Here is a 16,239-nt window from a genome sequence, read left to right as displayed (position 1 = left end):
CGCGCTCAGGCGCGCTTGCGCTCCACATCGGGCAGCAGCACCGCCACAATGCCCAGCAACGGCAGGTAAGCGCACACCTGGTACACGTAGCCGATGCTGGTGGCATCGGCCAGCTTGCCCAGCGCGGCCGCGCCCAGCCCCCCCATGCCGAAAGCGAAGCCGAAGAACAGGCCGGCGATCATGCCGACCTTGCCCGGCACCAGCTCCTGCGCATACACCACGATGGCCGAGAAGGCCGACGCCAGCACCACGCCAATGATGACCACCAGCACGCCGGTCCAGAACAGGTTGGCGTACGGCAGCATCAGCGTGAACGGCGCCACGCCCAGGATCGATACCCAGATCACGATCTTGCGGCCGATGCGGTCGCCCACCGGCCCGCCCACCACCGTGCCCACCGCCACCGCCGCCAGGAACAGGAACAGGTAAAGCTGCGCCTCGCGCACCGACAGCGCGAACTTGTCGATCAGGTAGAAGGTGAAATAGCTGTTCAGGCTGGCCAGGTAGAAGTACTTGGAGAACACCAGCAACCCCAACACGCCCAACGCGCCCAGCACCTGGTTGCGCGTCAGGCCATTGCCGGCGCTGGCACGCCGGGCGCGCGGCTGCAGGCGCGCGCGGTTGGCGCCGTACCAGCGGCCGATGCCGGTCAGCACCACGATGCCGAACAGCGCCGCCAGCGAGAACCAGGCCACGCTGCGCTGGCCGTGCGGAATGATGAACAGCGCCGCCAGCAGCGGCCCCAGCGCCGAGCCGACGTTGCCGCCCACCTGGAACAGCGACTGCGCCAGCCCATGGCGCCCGCCCGAGGCCATGCGCGCCACGCGCGACGACTCAGGGTGGAACACCGACGAACCCGTGCCCACCAGCACCGCCGCCACCAGCAGCCAGCCGAACGACGGCGCCACCGACAGCAGCAGCAACCCCGCCAGCGTGAAGCCCATGCCCACCGGCAGCGAATACGGCTTGGGATTGCGGTCGGTGTAGAAACCGATGAACGGCTGCAACAGCGACGCCGCCAACTGGTACACCAGCGTGATCAGGCCGATCTGCGCGAACGACAGACTGAACGAATCCTTCAGCATTGGATAAATGGCCAGCAGGATTGACTGGATCATGTCGTTCATCAGGTGCGCCACGCTGATCGCGCCCAATACCGCGAAGGCGGTGGACGGATCGGCGACGGCTGGCTGCGGCGCGGCCGTGGCGGCTGGCGGCGCATCGTTGGGTAACGCGGTGGCCGAAGTCTGAGATGGATTCATGGCGGCAGGCGATGTCGGATAACAAGGAGCGACCGGCGCGGCGCCGGACCTTGCCAGTGTAGGAAGGACACCTCGCCCCCGGCTGACAATTTTCGTCGGAAAAGTGACAAAATGACGCTATTCCTACCATGCATCCGGCCTCATCCCGCTTTCGGAAGTGACACCATGCCGACCCGGCCCGCGCCCCTCGACCCCACCCGCAGCATCGACGCCCAGGACTACCAGCACCGCCCGCGCAGGGTGACGGCGATGGCCAAGGAATTTCCCGCCGGCGCCCGTACCGGCGCCCATTCGCACCCGCGCGCCCAGCTCATCTACGCCGTCGAGGGGGTGATGCGCGTCACCACCCCCAGCGGCTTCTGGGCGCTGCCGCCGCTGCGCGCGCTATGGGTGCCGGCCGGCGTGCCGCACGGCGTCGACATGGTCGGCGCGGTCTCCATGCGCTCGCTCTACATCCAGGCCGACGCCGCCCAGGCGTACTGGCCGCAGTGCCAGGTGATCGAGGTCAGCGGCCTGTTGCGCGAGCTGATCCTGGCCCTGACCGCCGAGCCCATCGACTATCCGCTGGGCGGCCGCGCCGAACAGATCGCCGCGCTGATCCTGTCCGAACTGACCGCCGCGCGCGTGGTGCCCATCCAGATTCCCTGGCCGCGCGACCGCCGCCTGCAGATCGTCTGCGAGGCGATCCTGGACCGGCCAGGCCTGCAGCGCGGCATCGAGGACTGGGGCAGCGAGGTCGGCGCCAGCGCGCGCACGCTGATCCGGCTGTTCCAGGCTGAACTGGGGCTGAATTATCGGCAATGGGTGCAGCAGGTGCGGCTAGCCGACGCCGTCTGCCGCCTGTCGCTGGGCGAGCCGGTGGCGCGCATCGCCGCCGACCTGGGCTATCGCAGCGCCAGCGCCTTCAGCGCCATGTTCCATCGCGCCCTGGGCGCGCCGCCGCAACGCTATCTGCGGGCGCAGGCCGCATGACATCTGCAACCGGCCTTGCCGTTTGTCACGGCGCGCAATACATTTCAGCGCGCGCTTGCAGTGTGGCGCCACGCGAAACCCGCGCGGCGCGTATGCTCAAACCCGTCCCTATATCCTTTGTCCGTGGTCCGAACCGTCCCTGCGGGCAAGTTTGGTTACTGAAACCTTCCGGCGCGGTCGCCGGTCTATAGCGTTCTGCCCTAGAATCGCCTGCAATGAGCACCCCCCAGCAATCCTCCGCCAACCCGGGCGGCAAATCGGGCTTTCCCTGGAAACGACTCCTGATCAAGGCCGGCGTCGCCGTCGCCGGCCTCGGCGTCTGCGGGGCGCTGCTGGTCGGCCTGGCGCTGGCGATCGCCTGGCCCAGCCTGCCGGACCTGCACGCCATGACCGACTACCGGCCGCGGGTGCCGCTGCGCATCTACACCGCCGACAAGGTCCTGATCGGCGAATACGGCGAAGAACACCGCAACGTGCTGCGCTTCGACGAAATCCCGGCGGTGATGCGCCAGGCCGTGCTGGCGGCCGAGGACGACCGCTTCTACCAGCACGGCGGCGTCGACTGGATGGGCATGGTGCGCGCCGTGCTCGTGAACCTCGTCAAGCAATCCAAGACCCAGGGCGGCAGCACGATCACCATGCAGGTGGCGCGCAACTTCTACCTGTCGTCCGAAAAGACCTATTCGCGCAAGTTCTACGAACTGCTGCTGACCTACAAGATTGAATCCGAGCTCACCAAGGACCAGATCCTCGAGCTCTACATGAACCAGATCTACCTGGGCCACCGCGCCTACGGCTTCGCCGCCGCCTCGCGCACCTACCTCGGCAAGCCGCTGTCCGAGGTCACGCCGGCCGAGGCCGCGATGCTGGCCGGCATTCCCAAGGCGCCTTCGCGCTTCAACCCCATCACCAACTTCCCGCGTGCCGAGATCCGCCAGCACTACGTGCTGGGCCGCATGAAGACGCTGGGCTACCTGACGCCGGAACAGACCGAAGAGGCCCTCAAGCAGCACGTGGTGATCCGCGGCGCCGACGGCGCCAGCCTGCGCGGCTTCGCCATCCACGGCGAATACCCGGCCGAACTGGCGCGCCAGCTGATGTACGGCGTGTTCCAGGAGCAGACCTACTCCAAGGGCATCGACGTCTACACCACGATCGACTCCAAGGACCAGGAAGCCGCCTACCGCGCCGTGCGCGACGGCGTGCTGGACTACACCCGCCGCGCGCCCTACCCCGGGCCGGAAGACCAGATCGAGCTGCCCGACGGCGTCGAAAAGGATGCCGCGGCATTCGACGACATCCTCGACGGCGTGCAGGACAAGACGCCCGACAGCGAAGACCTGCTCACCGCCGTGGTGCTGGCCGCCAGCCCGCAGGAAGTGACCGTGGCGCGCAGCGCGCGCGACATCATCACCATCTCCGACAAGAAGGCGCTGGCCGTGGTGGCGCGCGCCCTCAACCCCAAGGCCAGCGACAGCCAGCGCATCCAGCGCGGCTCGGTGGTCTACATCCACAAGAACGGCGACGGCTGGGAAATCATCAACATGCCGGCGCTGCAGGCGGCGCTGGTGTCGATGGTGCCGCAGGACGGCGCCATCCGCGCCATGATCGGCGGCTTCGACTACAACCGCGGCACCTTCAACCGCGTCACGCAGGCCTGGCGCCAGCCGGGCTCGAACATCAAACCGTTCGTCTACGCCGCCGCCCTGGAGCGCGGCCTGACGCCCGCCACGCAGATCTCCGACCAGCCCTTCATGCTGACCGCCGCGCAGACCGGCTCCAAGGACTGGCAGCCCAAGAACGACGGCAACCGCTACGAGCCGATGCTGACGCTGCGCCAGGGCCTGTACAAGTCCAAGAACATGGTCACCATCCGCATCCTGCAGGCCATCGGCCCGCAGTACGCGCAGGACTACCTGACCCGCTTCGGCTTCGACAAGGCGCGCTGGCCGGCGGTGTTGCCGCTGGGCCTGGGCGCCGGCGGCGCCACGCCGCTGCAGGTGGTCAACGGCTACAGCGTGTTCGCCAACGGCGGCTACCGCGTCACGCCCTATCTGGTGGACAAGGTCACCGACCGCTCCGGCAACGTGCTGATGCAGGCCCAGCCGGTGGTGGCCGGCGACGCCGCCGCGCGCGCCATCGACCCGCGCACCGCCTGGGTCATGGACGACATCCTGCGCGGCGTCACCACCAGCGGCACCGCGGCGCGCGCGCACCAGGTGCTCAAGCGCAACGACATCGGCGGCAAGACCGGCACCACCAACGAGGCGGTGGACGTCTGGTTCTCCGGCTTCACGCCCACCCTGGCCACCACGGTCTGGATGGGCTTTGACCAGCCCCGGTCGCTGGGCACCAACGAATTCGGCAGCGGCCTGGCGCTGAGCACCTGGCTCGACTACATGCAGCCGGTGCTCAAGGGCGTGCCCGAAGCCAAGCCGGCGCCGCGCCCCGACGGCCTGCTGGTGGACAACGGCGAATACTATTTCACCGAGTTCCCGCCGGGCCAGGCGGTGGCCTCGCTCGACCTGTCCAGTGGCGACCCGCTGACGGACTTCCTGAACAACAACCGCTCCACCGACGGCACCGACAACTCGGTACGGCCGCTGCCCGCGCCCGGCGCGGCGCTGCCGCCGGCCACCGCGCCGCAGGCGGGCACGCCGCCACCGGCGCCGGCCCAACCGGTACCGGCCCCGCAGGCCCCGGTGGCGCAGCCGATTCCGGTGCCGGCCGCCGGCGGCGGTACGCTGCGAGGCACCGAGGGCGCCAGCCCCCCGATCCCGCCGATCCCGGTGCCGCGCGTCGAGGCCGATCCGGCGGGCGGCGCCCGCGCCAGCGCCGTCAACGGCATCGGCGCGCTGGCGGCGCGGCCGCTCTAGCGGCCTTTGAGCACGGATGCAAACGGGGCGCCCATCGGGCGCCCCGTTTGCATTCCCGGCGGGAAGCCGCGGCCTAAGCGGACGTGACCACCGCCGGCTCGGTCACCACCGCGCGCGGCCAGGCCCGCAGCGTTTCCAGGTCCAGGAAGGTGAAGTAGCCATCCTTCCAGCCTTCGGTATCGATGTGATAGACATTGCCCAGCGCCAACGGCGCGGCCACCGGCGTGTGGCCCGCCACCACCGCGCGCACGCCGAGCACGCCGGTGCGGTCCAGTTGCCGCAGCCGCTCGCGCGACCACTGGCAGGTGGCGCTGGTGCGCTTGTAGCGATCCCGCAGCGCCGACTCCAGGCGCGGCCAGAACAGCACCGGGCAATCGGCGTGCAGCAGCCCGACCGCGCCCGCTGAGGTCTCCACCTCGATGGCGATCGGCAACTGGTCGAAGGCCTCGGCGTACACCTGCTGGCGCTCGGCCGGCAGATCCAGGAACCAGCCGCCGCCGTAGCCGCGCCAGTTCATCACATCCACCTGACCGGTGCGCACGTGGCGCACGGCATAGTCCTCGTGGTTGCCCTGCACCGCGTAGAACCAGGGCTGCGCCAGCCATTGCAGCGCCTCCTCGCTTTCGGGCCCACGGTCGACCAGATCGCCGACGGAAAACAGGCGGTCACGACCGGCGTCGAAACCCATCCGCGCCAGGCTCTCGCGCAGGCGCGTAAAACAGCCGTGCACGTCGCCCACCGCGAAATCGCGGCCCAGCTCGTTGCGCGGCACTTTCAGAAAACGTTGCTGCATGATGATCCAGCCCGCCCAATCGGGCCCAGCTCTCTTTTTAACCCGCTTTTTATCCATCCCCGTTTACCCCGGCGGGCGCGCGGATGCATTCAAGCGTTACGAGAATCGCTATTATTCGTGATAAGGTTCCGTCTTTCCCAACCTCCCTTCCCGAGGGGGCAGCGCCAGCCGCCCCGCCGTCGCCATGACCGCCGCCGCCACCATCAAAACCTGGTACCTGATCCACAAATGGACCAGCCTGGTCTGTACGATCTTCCTGCTCGTCATCTGCCTGACCGGCCTGCCGCTGGTGTTCCACCACGAGATCGAGCACTGGCTGGACGACGCCAAGCCGCTGTCGGACGTGCCCGCCTCGACGCCACCCGCCAACCTCGACACGCTGGTCGAGCGCGCCAAATCGATGTATCCCGGTGAAGTGGTCGACTACCTGTTCTTCGACCCCGACGAACCCCAGGTCTATGTCGGCATGGCCAAGAAGCCCGGCGACGACCAGGTTTCCGGCCACGCCGTGCGCATGGACGGCCGCACCGGCGACGTGCTGCTCGACGGCCCGCTCTACACCGAGGACAAGTTCTCGTTCATGGGCATCATGCTGGCCCTGCACGTCGACCTGTTCGCCGGCCTGCCGGGCGAACTGTTCCTGGGCTTCATGGGCCTGCTGTTCTGCGTCGCCATCGTCTCCGGCGTGGTGCTGTACGGCCCCTTCATGAAGAAGCTCGAATTCGGCACCGTGCGCGCCGGCCGCTCGACCCGCCTCAAATGGCTCGACCTGCACAATCTGCTTGGCATCGTCACGCTGGTGTGGGCCTTCGTGGTCGGCCTGACCGGCGTCATCAACGAACTGTCCACGCCGCTGTTCCGCCTGTGGCAATCCACCGAACTGGTGCGCATCCTCGAGCCCTACAAGGGCCAGGACGTGCCCGCCCGGCTGGCCTCGGCGCAGTCCGCGGCCGACACCGCGCGCAAGGCCCTGCCGGGCAACGAAGTCTCGTTCATCGCCTTCCCCGGCAACGCTTTCGGCAGCCCCCACCACTACATCACCTGGATGCGCGGCGCCACGCCGCTCACCTCCAAGATGAACACGCCCGTCCTGATCGACGGCCGCAGCGGCGAACTGACCACCGTGGCCAACATGCCCTGGTACCTGACCGCCCTGGAACTGTCGCGCCCGCTGCACTTCGGCGACTACGCCGGCCTGCCCCTGAAAATCATCTGGGCCCTGCTCGACCTGATCACCATCGTGGTGCTGATCAGCGGCCTCTACCTGTGGCTGGCGCGCCGCCGCGCGACCGAAGCCCGCATCGCCGAGCTGGTGCGCAAGCACCAGGCCGCCGCCCCGCAACGGAGCCCCGCATGAGCCAGAAATCCTCGCGCGGCTTCCTGTTCGTCTGGGGCGTGCCGATTCTGCTGGGCGTGCTCAGCGTCTTCGGCCTGCTGGCGGCGCTGCTGGGCACCGGCGCCTGGCACTGGGCCTCGTGGACGGCGCTGACCCTCCTGCTGGTGGTCATCGCGCGCCACTGGTTCTTCCCGCCGCGCCAGCCCGAGGCATAGCGCCGCGCCCTACTTGCCGAACTTCTCCGGATCGGGCCCCAGGCGGGGCCCTTCCGGGATGGCGTCGATCGCCGCCATCTCCGCGCCCGACAGCTCGAAATCGAACACATCGATGTTCTCGCGGATGCGCGCCGGCGTCACCGACTTCGGGATCACGATCAGGCCCTGCTGCAAGTGCCAGCGCAGCGTCACTTGCGCCGCCGATTTACCGTGCTTGCGCGCCAGCTCCAGGATCGTCTTGTCCTGCGTGATCCGGCCCTGCGCCAACGGACTCCAGGACTCGGTGGCGATGCAATGCTTTTCATGGAACGCGCGCAATTCGCGCTGCGCGAAGCCCGGATGCAGTTCGATCTGATTGACCGCCGGCACGACCCCGGTGGCATCGATCAGGCGCTCCAGGTTGGCGCGGGTGAAATTGGACACCCCGATCGAACGGGCGCGGCCGTCTGCCTTCATCTCGATCATGGCGCGCCAGGCGTCGAGGAATTTCTCGCTGCCGGCCACCGGCCAATGGATCAGGTACAGATCCACGTAGGCCAGGCCGAGCTTTTCCAGGCTTTCGTCCATGGCCTGCTGGGCCGCATCGAAACCATGCTTGTCATTCCACAGTTTGGTGGTGATGAACAGGTCCTTGCGCGCCACGCCCGCGGCGCGCAGCCCGGCGCCCACGCCGGATTCGTTGCCGTAGATCGCGGCGGTGTCCACCGAACGATAGCCGGCCGCCAGCGCTTCCTTGACGCTGGCGGCGGCCTGATCGTCCGGCACCTGCCACACGCCCAGGCCCAATTGCGGAATCTTGCCGCCGTCGTTCAGTTTCACTGTGGGTACTTTCGCCATAACACCCTCCGAAGCTTGCGACGCTCGCACGGCGAAATCGCGCCAGGTCGCGCAACCAGGGATGCTGCCGGGCGTACCCCCTGGCCTACCGTTGATAACGGGCCCGCCCCGCTGCCCCTGCATGGAAAAACGATGAGAAAACCGGATGTAAAACCCCCGGGCGTGGTCCTTCCATCCCAGGGGTTTTCAACTAGATCATAGCGCCGGTGCCGGATAATGGGCCTTTACGGGGCCCGACGCCCCTCTTCGGATTCCACCGCCTGCCCGCCTTCGCCTTGCTCGCCGCCCCATGACCGCACCCGTCTCCCGCACGCCCGGACGCGGTGGCTTCGCCACCCTGCGCACCCTGTTTCCCTACCTCTGGCCGCCCGGCCAGGCGGGGCTGAAGGCGCGGGTGGTGGCCGCCCTGCTATGCCTGTTCGCCGCCAAGGCGGCCACCGTCTACGTGCCAGTGATCTACAAGCACGCCATCGACGCCCTCGGCCAGGGCGCGCCGGGCCACGTGACCGTGCCGCTGGGCCTGATCCTGGCCTACGGCGGCGCGCGGGTCCTGTCGCTGCTGTTCTCGGAACTGCGCGACGCTCTGTTCGCCCGCGTCGGCCAGCACGCCATCCGCTCGGTCGGCCTGCGCATCTTCCGCCACCTGCACGGCCTGGCGCTGCGCTTTCACCTGACGCGCCAGACCGGCGGCCTGACCCGCGCCATCGAGCGCGGCACCAAGGGCATCCAGACGCTGCTGTCGTTCCTGCTGTTCAACATCCTGCCCACCTTCTTCGAGATCGGCCTGGTCTGCATCGTGCTGTGGCGCATGTTCGACGCCTGGCTGGCGCTGGCCACGGGCGCCACGGTGGTCCTGTACATGGCCTATACGCTCGCCGTCACCGAATGGCGCGCCAAGTTCCGCCGGCAGATGAACGAAACCGACTCCGAGGCCAACACCAAGGCCATCGAAAGCCTGCTGAACTACGAGACGGTCAAGTACTTCGGCAACGAGGAGCACGAAGCGCGCCGCTACGACGCCTCGCTCACCCGCTACGAACGCGCCGCGGTGCGCAGCCAGGTCAGCCTGTCGATCCTCAACGTCGGCCAGGCCGTCATCATATCCGCCGGCCTCACGCTGGTGATGTGGATGGCCGCCAACGGCATCGCCCAGGGCCGCTACACGCTGGGCGACTTCGTGCTGGTCAACACCTACCTGCTGCAGCTTTACTCGCCGCTGAGCTTCTTCGGCTTCATCTACCGCGAGATCAAGCAGGCCATGATCGACATGGAACGCATGTTCGAACTGCTGGGCCAGGACCGCGAAGTGGCCGACCGCCCCGGCGCGCAGCCGCTGCGCGTGGCCGGCGGCGCGGTCGAATTCCGCGATGTGCGCTTCGGCTACGACGAACGCCGGCCCATCCTCAAGGGCGTGAGCTTCACCCTGCCGGCCGGCAAGACCGTGGCCGTGGTTGGCACCTCGGGCGCGGGCAAGTCCACCATCGGGCGCTTGCTGTTCCGCTTCTACGACGCCGACGCCGGCGTCATCCTGGTCGACGGCCAGGACGTGCGCGAGGTCACCCAGGCCAGCCTGCGCGCCGCCATCGGCGTGGTGCCGCAGGACACGGTGCTGTTCAACGACACCATCCGCTACAACATCGGCTACGGCCGGCCCGGCGCCTCGGACGCCGAGATCGAGCACGCGGCCCGGCTGGCGCACATCCACGACCTGATCATGGCCATGCCCGACGGCTACCAGACCATGGTGGGCGAGCGCGGCCTCAAGCTGTCCGGCGGCGAAAAACAGCGCGTCGCCATCGCCCGCACCCTGCTCAAGAACCCGGCCATCTTCCTGTTCGACGAAGCCACCAGCGCGCTCGACACCCGCACCGAGCGCGACATCCAGGCCAACCTGCGCGAAGTCAGCCGCGGCCGCAGCACGCTCATCATCGCCCACCGCCTGTCCACCGTGGCCGACGCCGACGAGATCCTGGTGCTCGAGGACGGCCGCGTGGCCGAGCGCGGCCGCCACGCGCAACTGCTGGCGGCGGGCGGCCGGTACGCCGCCATGTGGGCGCGGCAGCAGGAAAACGGCGCCCCGCAGGCGGATTGACAAGCCCCGCCCCCCTGTCCGAACATCGCACCCTTTGCTTCCAAGGCCTTCCATGCAGGATTCCCGCACCGCCCCCGAAGTCCGCGTCTGCGCCGCCACCGACCTGGTCAATGGCGGGCTCGGCGTCAAAGTGCCGGTCACCGACAGCGCGGGCCGCACCACGGCATTCTTCGTGCGCTACCAGGACCGCGTGCACGGCTACCTGAACCGCTGCGCCCACGTCGGCGTCGAACTCGACTGGGAAGGCAGCTTCTTCACCCGCGCCGGCGACCTGATCATGTGCGCCCGCCACGGCGCCACCTACCAGCCTGACACCGGCCTGTGCGTCGGCGGCCCCTGTAAGAACGGCCGCCTCGCCGGGCTGACGGTCGAAGAACGCGACGGCGCCGTCTACTGGCGGCCCAGCGGCAAGATCCAGCCGCTCGCCGCCGAAGGCTAGCCTTCAGGCGCGGGCCGGTTCGGCCGCCTGCGCCGGCTCGGCGCGGTCGGCGTAGCGCCGCGCCAGCACCGCGCACACCATCAGCTGCATCTGATGGAAGATCATCAGCGGCAACACCACAATGCCCATCTGCGACGTGCCGAACAGCACCGTGGCCAGCGGAATGCCGGACGCCAGCGACTTCTTCGAGCCGCAGAACACCAGCGTGATCTCGTTCTCCTTGGACAGCCCGAGCCTGCGGCTGCCCCAGGTCGTGATCAGCAGCACCGCCCCCAGCAACAGCGCATTGACCAGCACCATGGTCGCCAGGTCGATCGCGGGGAACGCGCGCCAGATGCCCTGCGCCACCGCCTCGCTGAACGCGGTATAGACCGCCAGCAGGATCGAACTGCGATCCACCTTCGACAGGATGCGGCTGTTGCGCTGCGCCCAGGCGCCGATCCAAGGCCGCAGCAGGCTGCCCAGCGCGAACGGCAGCAGCAGTTGCACAAGGATGCGGCCGGCATCGGCCAGGCCATGGCCGCCACCCTGGCGATGCAGCAGCACCGCCACCAGCAGCGGCGTCAGCACCGTGCCGAGCAGATTGGAGGCGGTGGCCGCGCAGATCGCGCCCGGCACGTTACCGCGCGCCATCGAGGTGAACGCGATCGACGACTGCACCGTGGACGACAGCGTACACACGAAGATCACGCCCAGCCACAGCGACGGCGTCAGCAAACCGGGAAACAGCGCGCGCAGCGTCAGTCCCAACAGCGGAAACAGGATGAAGGTGCAGCTCAGGATCAGCGCATGCAAGCGCACGTCCTTGACCCCGGCCACGATCGCAGCGGTCGACAAGCGCGCGCCGTGCAGAAAGAACAGCAGCGCAATCGCCACATTGCTGGCCACCAGCATGAACGAGGCGCCCTTGCCCACGGCCGGGAAAAAGCTGGCGAACGCCACGGTGGCGATCAGGATGAGCGTGAACGAGTCGGGCAGGAAGCGGCGCATGGCGGGAAGTTTCCAGAGAGGTTGCGGAAACTATAGGCGCGCCGCTTGCTATCGTGAAGGCCACTGGTTACTGTAGCTGCCATCGGACTTTCCTATAAGCAGGCAGCCATGCTCAATCCGCTCTGGCTCAAGACATTCGCCACCGCCGCAGGCGCGCCCAGCTTCAGCGAAGCGGCGCGCCGCCTCGGCCTGACCCAGCCCACCGTCAGCGAACACATCCGTCAGCTGGAGCAGTCGTTGAACCGGCGCCTGTTCCTGCGCGATACCCACTCCCTCGCCCTGACCAGTGATGGCCGCAGCCTGCTGGTGCACGCCGAGATCATCCTCGACGCGCACGAGCGCGCCGAGCGTCTGTTCGACGCCCCGCGGCTGCGCGGCCGGGTGCGGCTCGGCACCTCCGACGACCTGGCCATGGGGCCGCTGCCCGACGTGCTGGCCGCATTCCGCCAGGCGCATCCCGAAGTGGAGCTGGACATCACCATCGGCGTCACCAGCGATCTCTACCGCCTGCTGGACGACAACGGCCTGGACGTCATGATCGGCAAGCGCCGCCGTGGCGACCGCCGGGGCCAGACGCTGCATAAGGAAGCATTGCTGTGGCGCGCCCGCGAAGGCCTGCGCCTGGCGCCCGACGCGCCGCTGCCGCTGATCCTGCTGCGCGAACCCAGCGTCACCCGCAGCCTGGCGCTGGATGCGCTGGCGCGCGCCGGCCGCAGCTGGCAGATCGTCTGTACCAGCACCAGCTACGCCGGCTGCCAGGCGGCGGCCCGCGCCGGCCTGGGCATCACGGTGCAACCCTCGCACCTGTCCACCGCCGGCCTGGCGCCGCCGACCGGCGCGCTGGCCCTGCCGGCGCTGCCGCAGGTGGAATTCATCGTCATCTCGGCACCCGCGCCCAACAAGCCGACCCGCGCGCTGACCGAGATCCTGATGCGCAGCGCGCTGACCTGAACCGTTGCGCGTCGCGCTAGTCCGGCAGGTGGTCCGGCACGCCGTGCTCGTCCACGGACTTCACGCGATCGAGCGCATTGCGCGCGGCCGACATCGCTTCGACCGCGCCGCGAAATCGACGCGTCACAAAGATCTCGAACGCCAGGCTTTCGGGTTCGTCCTCGGCCTCGTCCTGGTCACAGGCCGGCGGCGCCTCCTGCGCGCCAGCCTCCTTGGCGGCCGCGTCCGCCTTCACCGGCAGGCGCCGCGTTTCCAGAAAAGCGCGCGCCGGAATGCGCCCCTCGGGTTGTGTCGCATACGCCACGACGGAAAAACCATTGATGATCTTCTCGGCCATACCGGTTCCTTATCGGCCGCACCCATGATCGACGCAGCTCGTTGTTAGCGACAACGGCCGGCCTAGGCGAAACTTAAGCGCAGGCGAAATGGCCCCGATTGATTCGCATCAAACCGGGGCCCCCTGATTGGCGACGACGCACGCGCGTCTATATTGTCGACGATATCGCCGGCAGCCGCGCCCGCACGTATTGCGCCACCTGCGCCAGCACTTGCGACAGATCGGCGCGCAGCGACTCGAAGCCCGCGTTGCGCTCGCGCGTCGCCTCGTCCATGTACAACGGACGGCGGATCTCGACCTGCAGGCTGTGCCGGTTCAACGCCGGCTGGCCGATCTGCGCGATCAGTTGCACGCCCTTGTAGGGATCGTTGCGCGCCACGGTGTAGCCGCGGTCGCGCAGCGCCGTCTCGATCAGCGCGATGAATTCCGGCTCACAGGTGGTGCCATCGCGATCGCCCAGCACGAAATCGGCCAGCGGATGCGTGCTCTGGCGGCCCAGCCGCTCATAAGCGTCATTCGGCATCGAATGCAGATTCAGATGCCAGACCGCGCCGAAATCGCGTTGCGCGCCTTCGATAGCCCGCGCCAGCGCCGCGTGGTAAGGCTCGTAATAGGCCTGGATGCGATGGCGCACTTCGGCCAGCGTCAGCTTACGGTCGTAGATCGGCGTGGCCTTATCCATGCGGCGCCAGATCAGGCCCTTGCCCAGGCGCGTCTTTTCTCCCGGATCGAGCGGTTCCGGCCAGGGCTCGGCCAGCAACTCCGGATCCAGGTCGCGCAGCGTACGGTTGGGATCGATGTAGACGCGCGGAAAATGCGCCGCCACCAGCGTGGCGCCCAACACCGGCGCCGCCGACCACAAGGCGTCCACATGCGTGTCCTCGCCCTGGCGCAATTGCGCCAGGCTGGCCGCCGCGCCGAAGTCGGCGGGATATTGCTCGCCGCTGTGCGGCGAATCACACACCAGCGGCAGGGCCGGCGCGGTCGGGGCATGCACGGAAACGGCTTGAAAGTCGGCGTTCGTCATTGTCAGTCAGCCTGGATGTTGGCGGCCTTGGCGACCTTGGCGTAGCGCGCCAGGGCCTGTTCGATCTGGACCTTGAATTCCTGCGGCGTGGTCGGCATCAGCGTACCACCGACGTCCTCGGCCTTCTTGCGGAATTCGGGATCCTGCATCGCCGCGCGCACCGCCTGGTTCAAACGTTCGATCACGGCGGGCGGCGTGCCGGCCGGCGCCACCAGGCCGAACCAGCCGCCCGTGCCCATGTCGGGATAGCCCAGCTCGATATAGGTCGGCACGTCCGGCAGCAGCGGCGAGCGTTCGGCGCCCAGCACCGCCAGCGGCCGCAGCTTGCCGCCCAGCACCTGCGGCAGGGTCGAGGACAGGTTGTCGGTGATGGCGTCAACCTGCCCGCCCATCACGTCATTGAGCGCCGGACCCGCGCCGCGGTACGGCACGTGCAGCAGCTTGATGCCGGCCAGCATCATGAAGTTTTCGATGTTCACGTGCCCCAGCGATCCCACGCCCGGCGAGGCAAAGCTGTACTTGTCCGCCTGGCCCTTGGCCAGGGCGACGAACTCGGCCATGTTCCTGGCCGGGACCTGCGGATTGATCGCGAAGATACTGGGCACGGCCAGCACGTTGGCCACCGGCTCGAAATCCTTGAGCGGGTCGTAGTTCATCTTGCGATAGACCGCCGGGTTGGACCCGTGCGTGCTCATCGTCGCCATGCCGATGGTGTAGCCATCAGCGGTCGAGCGCGCCACCTGCTCCATGCCCAGCGAACCGCCCGCGCCGGCCTTGTTCTCGACCACGATGGTCTGCTTCAGGTCGCGGCCGGCGTACTCGGCCACCAGGCGCGCCACGATATCGGTCGAGCCGCCCGCGGCGAACGGCACTACCAGCTTGATGGGACGGGAAGGATAGTCGGCGGCGTGCGCCGGAACGGCAAAAGACAGCGCGGCGCAGACGCCGGCAAGCGCGATGCGCGCGGAACGGCCGAATAGGCGGCGGGACATGAAGCGACTCCGGAAAAGGTGCAGGTCTTGCTGCGAGGCCGCCAGTGTCCGAACTTTACGATCCGCTTTCAAACGACTATATTGCACGCCTTCATTACCAACGCTCATGCTAGGGCCGCGCAGGCGGCTTCCGGGAACCCGCCGCGCCATGCGCCTGCATTCGCCGTCCATGTCCGAGCTGCACGCCTTCATGACGGCGGCGCGGCTGGGCAGCTTCACCCTCGCGGCCGAAACCCTGTGCGTGACCCAGGGCGCGGTCAGCCGCGCCATTGCGCGCCTCGAAGCGCATTTCGGTCAGCCGCTGATGCGCCGCAACGCCCATGGGCTGACCCTGACCGAAACCGGCCGCAAGCTCTACGAAGGCGGCCAAGCCCCGCTGCAGGCCATCGAGCAACTCAGCGCCGAGCTGCGCGCCGACGACCGCCGCCTGCGCCTGACGCTGTCCAGCGTGCCGACCCTGGCCAGCGCCTGGCTGGTGCCGCGCCTGCCCGACTTCCACCGCCGGCATCCCGATATCCAGCTGAGTTTCGCGGCCTATCGCCGCAACGAGGATTTCTCCGGCGCCACGCCCGACGCCAGCATCCTCTCGGGCGTGGCCGGCCAATGGCCCGGCTGGCAGGCGGACTACATCATCGGTCGCGAAATGATCGCCATCTGCAGTCCCGCCAGGCTGGCCGCGCGTCGCGCCGCGGGCCGGTGGGACAGCCCCGCCGGCCTGCTCGGCGAGCCGCTGCTGTACCACGCCAACGGCATGGACAACTGGGACCGCTGGTTCGAGGCCGCCGGCGTGCGGCGCGGTCCCCTCAAGCTCGCCAACGGCTTCGACCAGGTCAGCATCCTGGTGCGCGCCGTCATGGCCGACATGGGCATCGCGGTACTGCAACGCTGCCTGGTGCAGGACGACCTGCAAGCCGGCCGCGTGGCCGCCCCCTTTCCCGACCTGCGCATCGCCATCGCGCGCGGATACCACCTGTGCGCCCCACCCCAGCGCCGCGACCACTATGCCCTGGCGTGTTTCCGCCAGTGGCTTCTCGATACGGCGCGACAGGATCCCGAGGCCGCGGCCCCGCTTGCCGCCTGAAATTGCGACGGCGCGCTACAAAACAAAACGGGCCCCGAA

15 protein-coding genes are annotated in these 16,239 nt (G+C 68.4%); 8 read left to right on the top strand and 7 right to left on the bottom strand.

Features of this window, described 5'->3' with window-relative positions; all coding sequences use genetic code 11:
- Positions 1-5: 5 nt before the first annotated feature.
- Positions 6-1,262 carry an MFS transporter gene (locus ACN6O8_RS10090; protein ID WP_427990912.1) on the bottom strand — a complete coding sequence of 419 codons (1,257 nt, stop codon included), beginning with the start codon at positions 1,260-1,262 and terminating at the stop codon, positions 6-8.
- A 165-nt stretch (positions 1,263-1,427) separates the two neighbouring features.
- Here ACN6O8_RS10090 and ACN6O8_RS10085 point away from each other — a divergent pair, with 165 nt between their 5' ends.
- Positions 1,428-2,234 carry an AraC family transcriptional regulator gene (locus ACN6O8_RS10085; protein WP_427990911.1) on the top strand — a complete coding sequence of 269 codons (807 nt, stop codon included), beginning with the start codon at positions 1,428-1,430 and terminating at the stop codon, positions 2,232-2,234.
- 215 nt (positions 2,235-2,449) lie between these two features.
- Positions 2,450-5,110 (top strand): penicillin-binding protein 1A, encoded by a 2,661-nt coding sequence (locus tag ACN6O8_RS10080; protein WP_427990910.1) that lies wholly within the window; start codon positions 2,450-2,452, stop codon positions 5,108-5,110.
- A 73-nt stretch (positions 5,111-5,183) separates the two neighbouring features.
- Here ACN6O8_RS10080 and ACN6O8_RS10075 read toward each other — a convergent pair whose 3' ends face one another.
- Entirely contained in the window at positions 5,184-5,903 is a 720-nt protein-coding gene (locus ACN6O8_RS10075; protein WP_427990909.1) for a metallophosphoesterase, read from the bottom strand.
- 184 nt (positions 5,904-6,087) lie between these two features.
- Here ACN6O8_RS10075 and ACN6O8_RS10070 point away from each other — a divergent pair, with 184 nt between their 5' ends.
- Positions 6,088-7,260 (top strand): PepSY-associated TM helix domain-containing protein, encoded by a 1,173-nt coding sequence (locus ACN6O8_RS10070; protein WP_427990908.1) that lies wholly within the window; start codon positions 6,088-6,090, stop codon positions 7,258-7,260.
- The gene (locus ACN6O8_RS10065; protein WP_427990907.1) at positions 7,257-7,454 is read left to right on the top strand and encodes a hypothetical protein; all 198 of its coding nucleotides are present in this window, start codon (positions 7,257-7,259) and stop codon (positions 7,452-7,454) included. Before ACN6O8_RS10070 ends, ACN6O8_RS10065 begins: the two co-directional genes overlap by 4 nt.
- Positions 7,455-7,463: 9 nt before the next feature.
- Here the strand turns inward: ACN6O8_RS10065 and ACN6O8_RS10060 are convergent, their stop codons facing one another.
- A complete protein-coding gene (locus ACN6O8_RS10060; RefSeq protein ID WP_427990906.1) occupies positions 7,464-8,291 on the bottom strand; it encodes an aldo/keto reductase in 828 nt (275 codons plus the stop codon).
- Positions 8,292-8,580: 289 nt separating this feature from the next.
- Between ACN6O8_RS10060 and ACN6O8_RS10055 the strand changes: the two genes are divergently transcribed.
- Positions 8,581-10,383 carry an ABCB family ABC transporter ATP-binding protein/permease gene (locus ACN6O8_RS10055; RefSeq protein ID WP_427990905.1) on the top strand — a complete coding sequence of 601 codons (1,803 nt, stop codon included), beginning with the start codon at positions 8,581-8,583 and terminating at the stop codon, positions 10,381-10,383.
- A 52-nt stretch (positions 10,384-10,435) separates the two neighbouring features.
- Entirely contained in the window at positions 10,436-10,822 is a 387-nt protein-coding gene (locus ACN6O8_RS10050) for a Rieske (2Fe-2S) protein (protein WP_427990904.1), read from the top strand.
- A gap of 3 nt (positions 10,823-10,825) precedes the next feature.
- Here the strand turns inward: ACN6O8_RS10050 and ACN6O8_RS10045 are convergent, their stop codons facing one another.
- Positions 10,826-11,812, bottom strand: coding sequence for a bile acid:sodium symporter family protein (locus tag ACN6O8_RS10045; RefSeq protein ID WP_427990903.1), 987 nt, complete (start codon positions 11,810-11,812; stop codon positions 10,826-10,828).
- Positions 11,813-11,920: 108 nt separating this feature from the next.
- On the opposite strand from ACN6O8_RS10045, the gene ACN6O8_RS10040 reads away from it, so the two are divergent.
- Positions 11,921-12,763 (top strand): LysR family transcriptional regulator, encoded by an 843-nt coding sequence (locus tag ACN6O8_RS10040; RefSeq protein WP_427990902.1) that lies wholly within the window; start codon positions 11,921-11,923, stop codon positions 12,761-12,763.
- Positions 12,764-12,779: 16 nt separating this feature from the next.
- Here the strand turns inward: ACN6O8_RS10040 and ACN6O8_RS10035 are convergent, their stop codons facing one another.
- From ACN6O8_RS10035 to ACN6O8_RS10025, 3 genes are all read right to left on the bottom strand, one after another.
- Positions 12,780-13,100 carry a hypothetical protein gene (locus tag ACN6O8_RS10035; protein WP_427990901.1) on the bottom strand — a complete coding sequence of 107 codons (321 nt, stop codon included), beginning with the start codon at positions 13,098-13,100 and terminating at the stop codon, positions 12,780-12,782.
- Between the two features lie 148 nt (positions 13,101-13,248).
- Positions 13,249-14,127, bottom strand: a complete 879-nt coding sequence (locus tag ACN6O8_RS10030; RefSeq protein WP_427990900.1) for an N-formylglutamate amidohydrolase — start codon at positions 14,125-14,127, stop codon at positions 13,249-13,251.
- A gap of 2 nt (positions 14,128-14,129) precedes the next feature.
- Positions 14,130-15,119, bottom strand: coding sequence for a Bug family tripartite tricarboxylate transporter substrate binding protein (locus ACN6O8_RS10025; protein ID WP_427990899.1), 990 nt, complete (start codon positions 15,117-15,119; stop codon positions 14,130-14,132).
- Between the two features lie 148 nt (positions 15,120-15,267).
- Between ACN6O8_RS10025 and ACN6O8_RS10020 the strand changes: the two genes are divergently transcribed.
- A complete protein-coding gene (locus ACN6O8_RS10020; RefSeq protein WP_427990898.1) occupies positions 15,268-16,200 on the top strand; it encodes a LysR substrate-binding domain-containing protein in 933 nt (310 codons plus the stop codon).
- Positions 16,201-16,239 lie beyond the last annotated feature (39 nt).

It is taken from the genome of Achromobacter sp., from assembly GCF_050285565.1.
Classification (GTDB): Bacteria; Pseudomonadota; Gammaproteobacteria; order Burkholderiales; family Burkholderiaceae_B; genus Achromobacter.
Note: the sequence above shows the minus strand (reverse complement) of the source record. Positions and strands in the feature narration are given on the sequence as shown.

Excerpts from the sequence above, each read along its gene's own strand:
- ACN6O8_RS10090 (WP_427990912.1), bottom strand. The coding sequence starts at position 1,262 with ATGAATCCATCTCAGACTTCGGCCACCGCGTTACCCAACGATGCGCCG.
- ACN6O8_RS10085 (WP_427990911.1), top strand. The coding sequence starts at position 1,428 with ATGCCGACCCGGCCCGCGCCCCTCGACCCCACCCGCAGCATCGACGCC.
- ACN6O8_RS10080 (WP_427990910.1), top strand. The coding sequence starts at position 2,450 with ATGAGCACCCCCCAGCAATCCTCCGCCAACCCGGGCGGCAAATCGGGC.
- ACN6O8_RS10075 (WP_427990909.1), bottom strand. The coding sequence starts at position 5,903 with ATGCAGCAACGTTTTCTGAAAGTGCCGCGCAACGAGCTGGGCCGCGAT.
- ACN6O8_RS10070 (WP_427990908.1), top strand. The coding sequence starts at position 6,088 with ATGACCGCCGCCGCCACCATCAAAACCTGGTACCTGATCCACAAATGG.
- ACN6O8_RS10065 (WP_427990907.1), top strand. The coding sequence starts at position 7,257 with ATGAGCCAGAAATCCTCGCGCGGCTTCCTGTTCGTCTGGGGCGTGCCG.
- ACN6O8_RS10060 (WP_427990906.1), bottom strand. The coding sequence starts at position 8,291 with ATGGCGAAAGTACCCACAGTGAAACTGAACGACGGCGGCAAGATTCCG.
- ACN6O8_RS10055 (WP_427990905.1), top strand. The coding sequence starts at position 8,581 with ATGACCGCACCCGTCTCCCGCACGCCCGGACGCGGTGGCTTCGCCACC.
- ACN6O8_RS10050 (WP_427990904.1), top strand. The coding sequence starts at position 10,436 with ATGCAGGATTCCCGCACCGCCCCCGAAGTCCGCGTCTGCGCCGCCACC.
- ACN6O8_RS10045 (WP_427990903.1), bottom strand. The coding sequence starts at position 11,812 with ATGCGCCGCTTCCTGCCCGACTCGTTCACGCTCATCCTGATCGCCACC.
- ACN6O8_RS10040 (WP_427990902.1), top strand. The coding sequence starts at position 11,921 with ATGCTCAATCCGCTCTGGCTCAAGACATTCGCCACCGCCGCAGGCGCG.
- ACN6O8_RS10035 (WP_427990901.1), bottom strand. The coding sequence starts at position 13,100 with ATGGCCGAGAAGATCATCAATGGTTTTTCCGTCGTGGCGTATGCGACA.
- ACN6O8_RS10030 (WP_427990900.1), bottom strand. The coding sequence starts at position 14,127 with ATGACGAACGCCGACTTTCAAGCCGTTTCCGTGCATGCCCCGACCGCG.
- ACN6O8_RS10025 (WP_427990899.1), bottom strand. The coding sequence starts at position 15,119 with ATGTCCCGCCGCCTATTCGGCCGTTCCGCGCGCATCGCGCTTGCCGGC.
- ACN6O8_RS10020 (WP_427990898.1), top strand. The coding sequence starts at position 15,268 with ATGCGCCTGCATTCGCCGTCCATGTCCGAGCTGCACGCCTTCATGACG.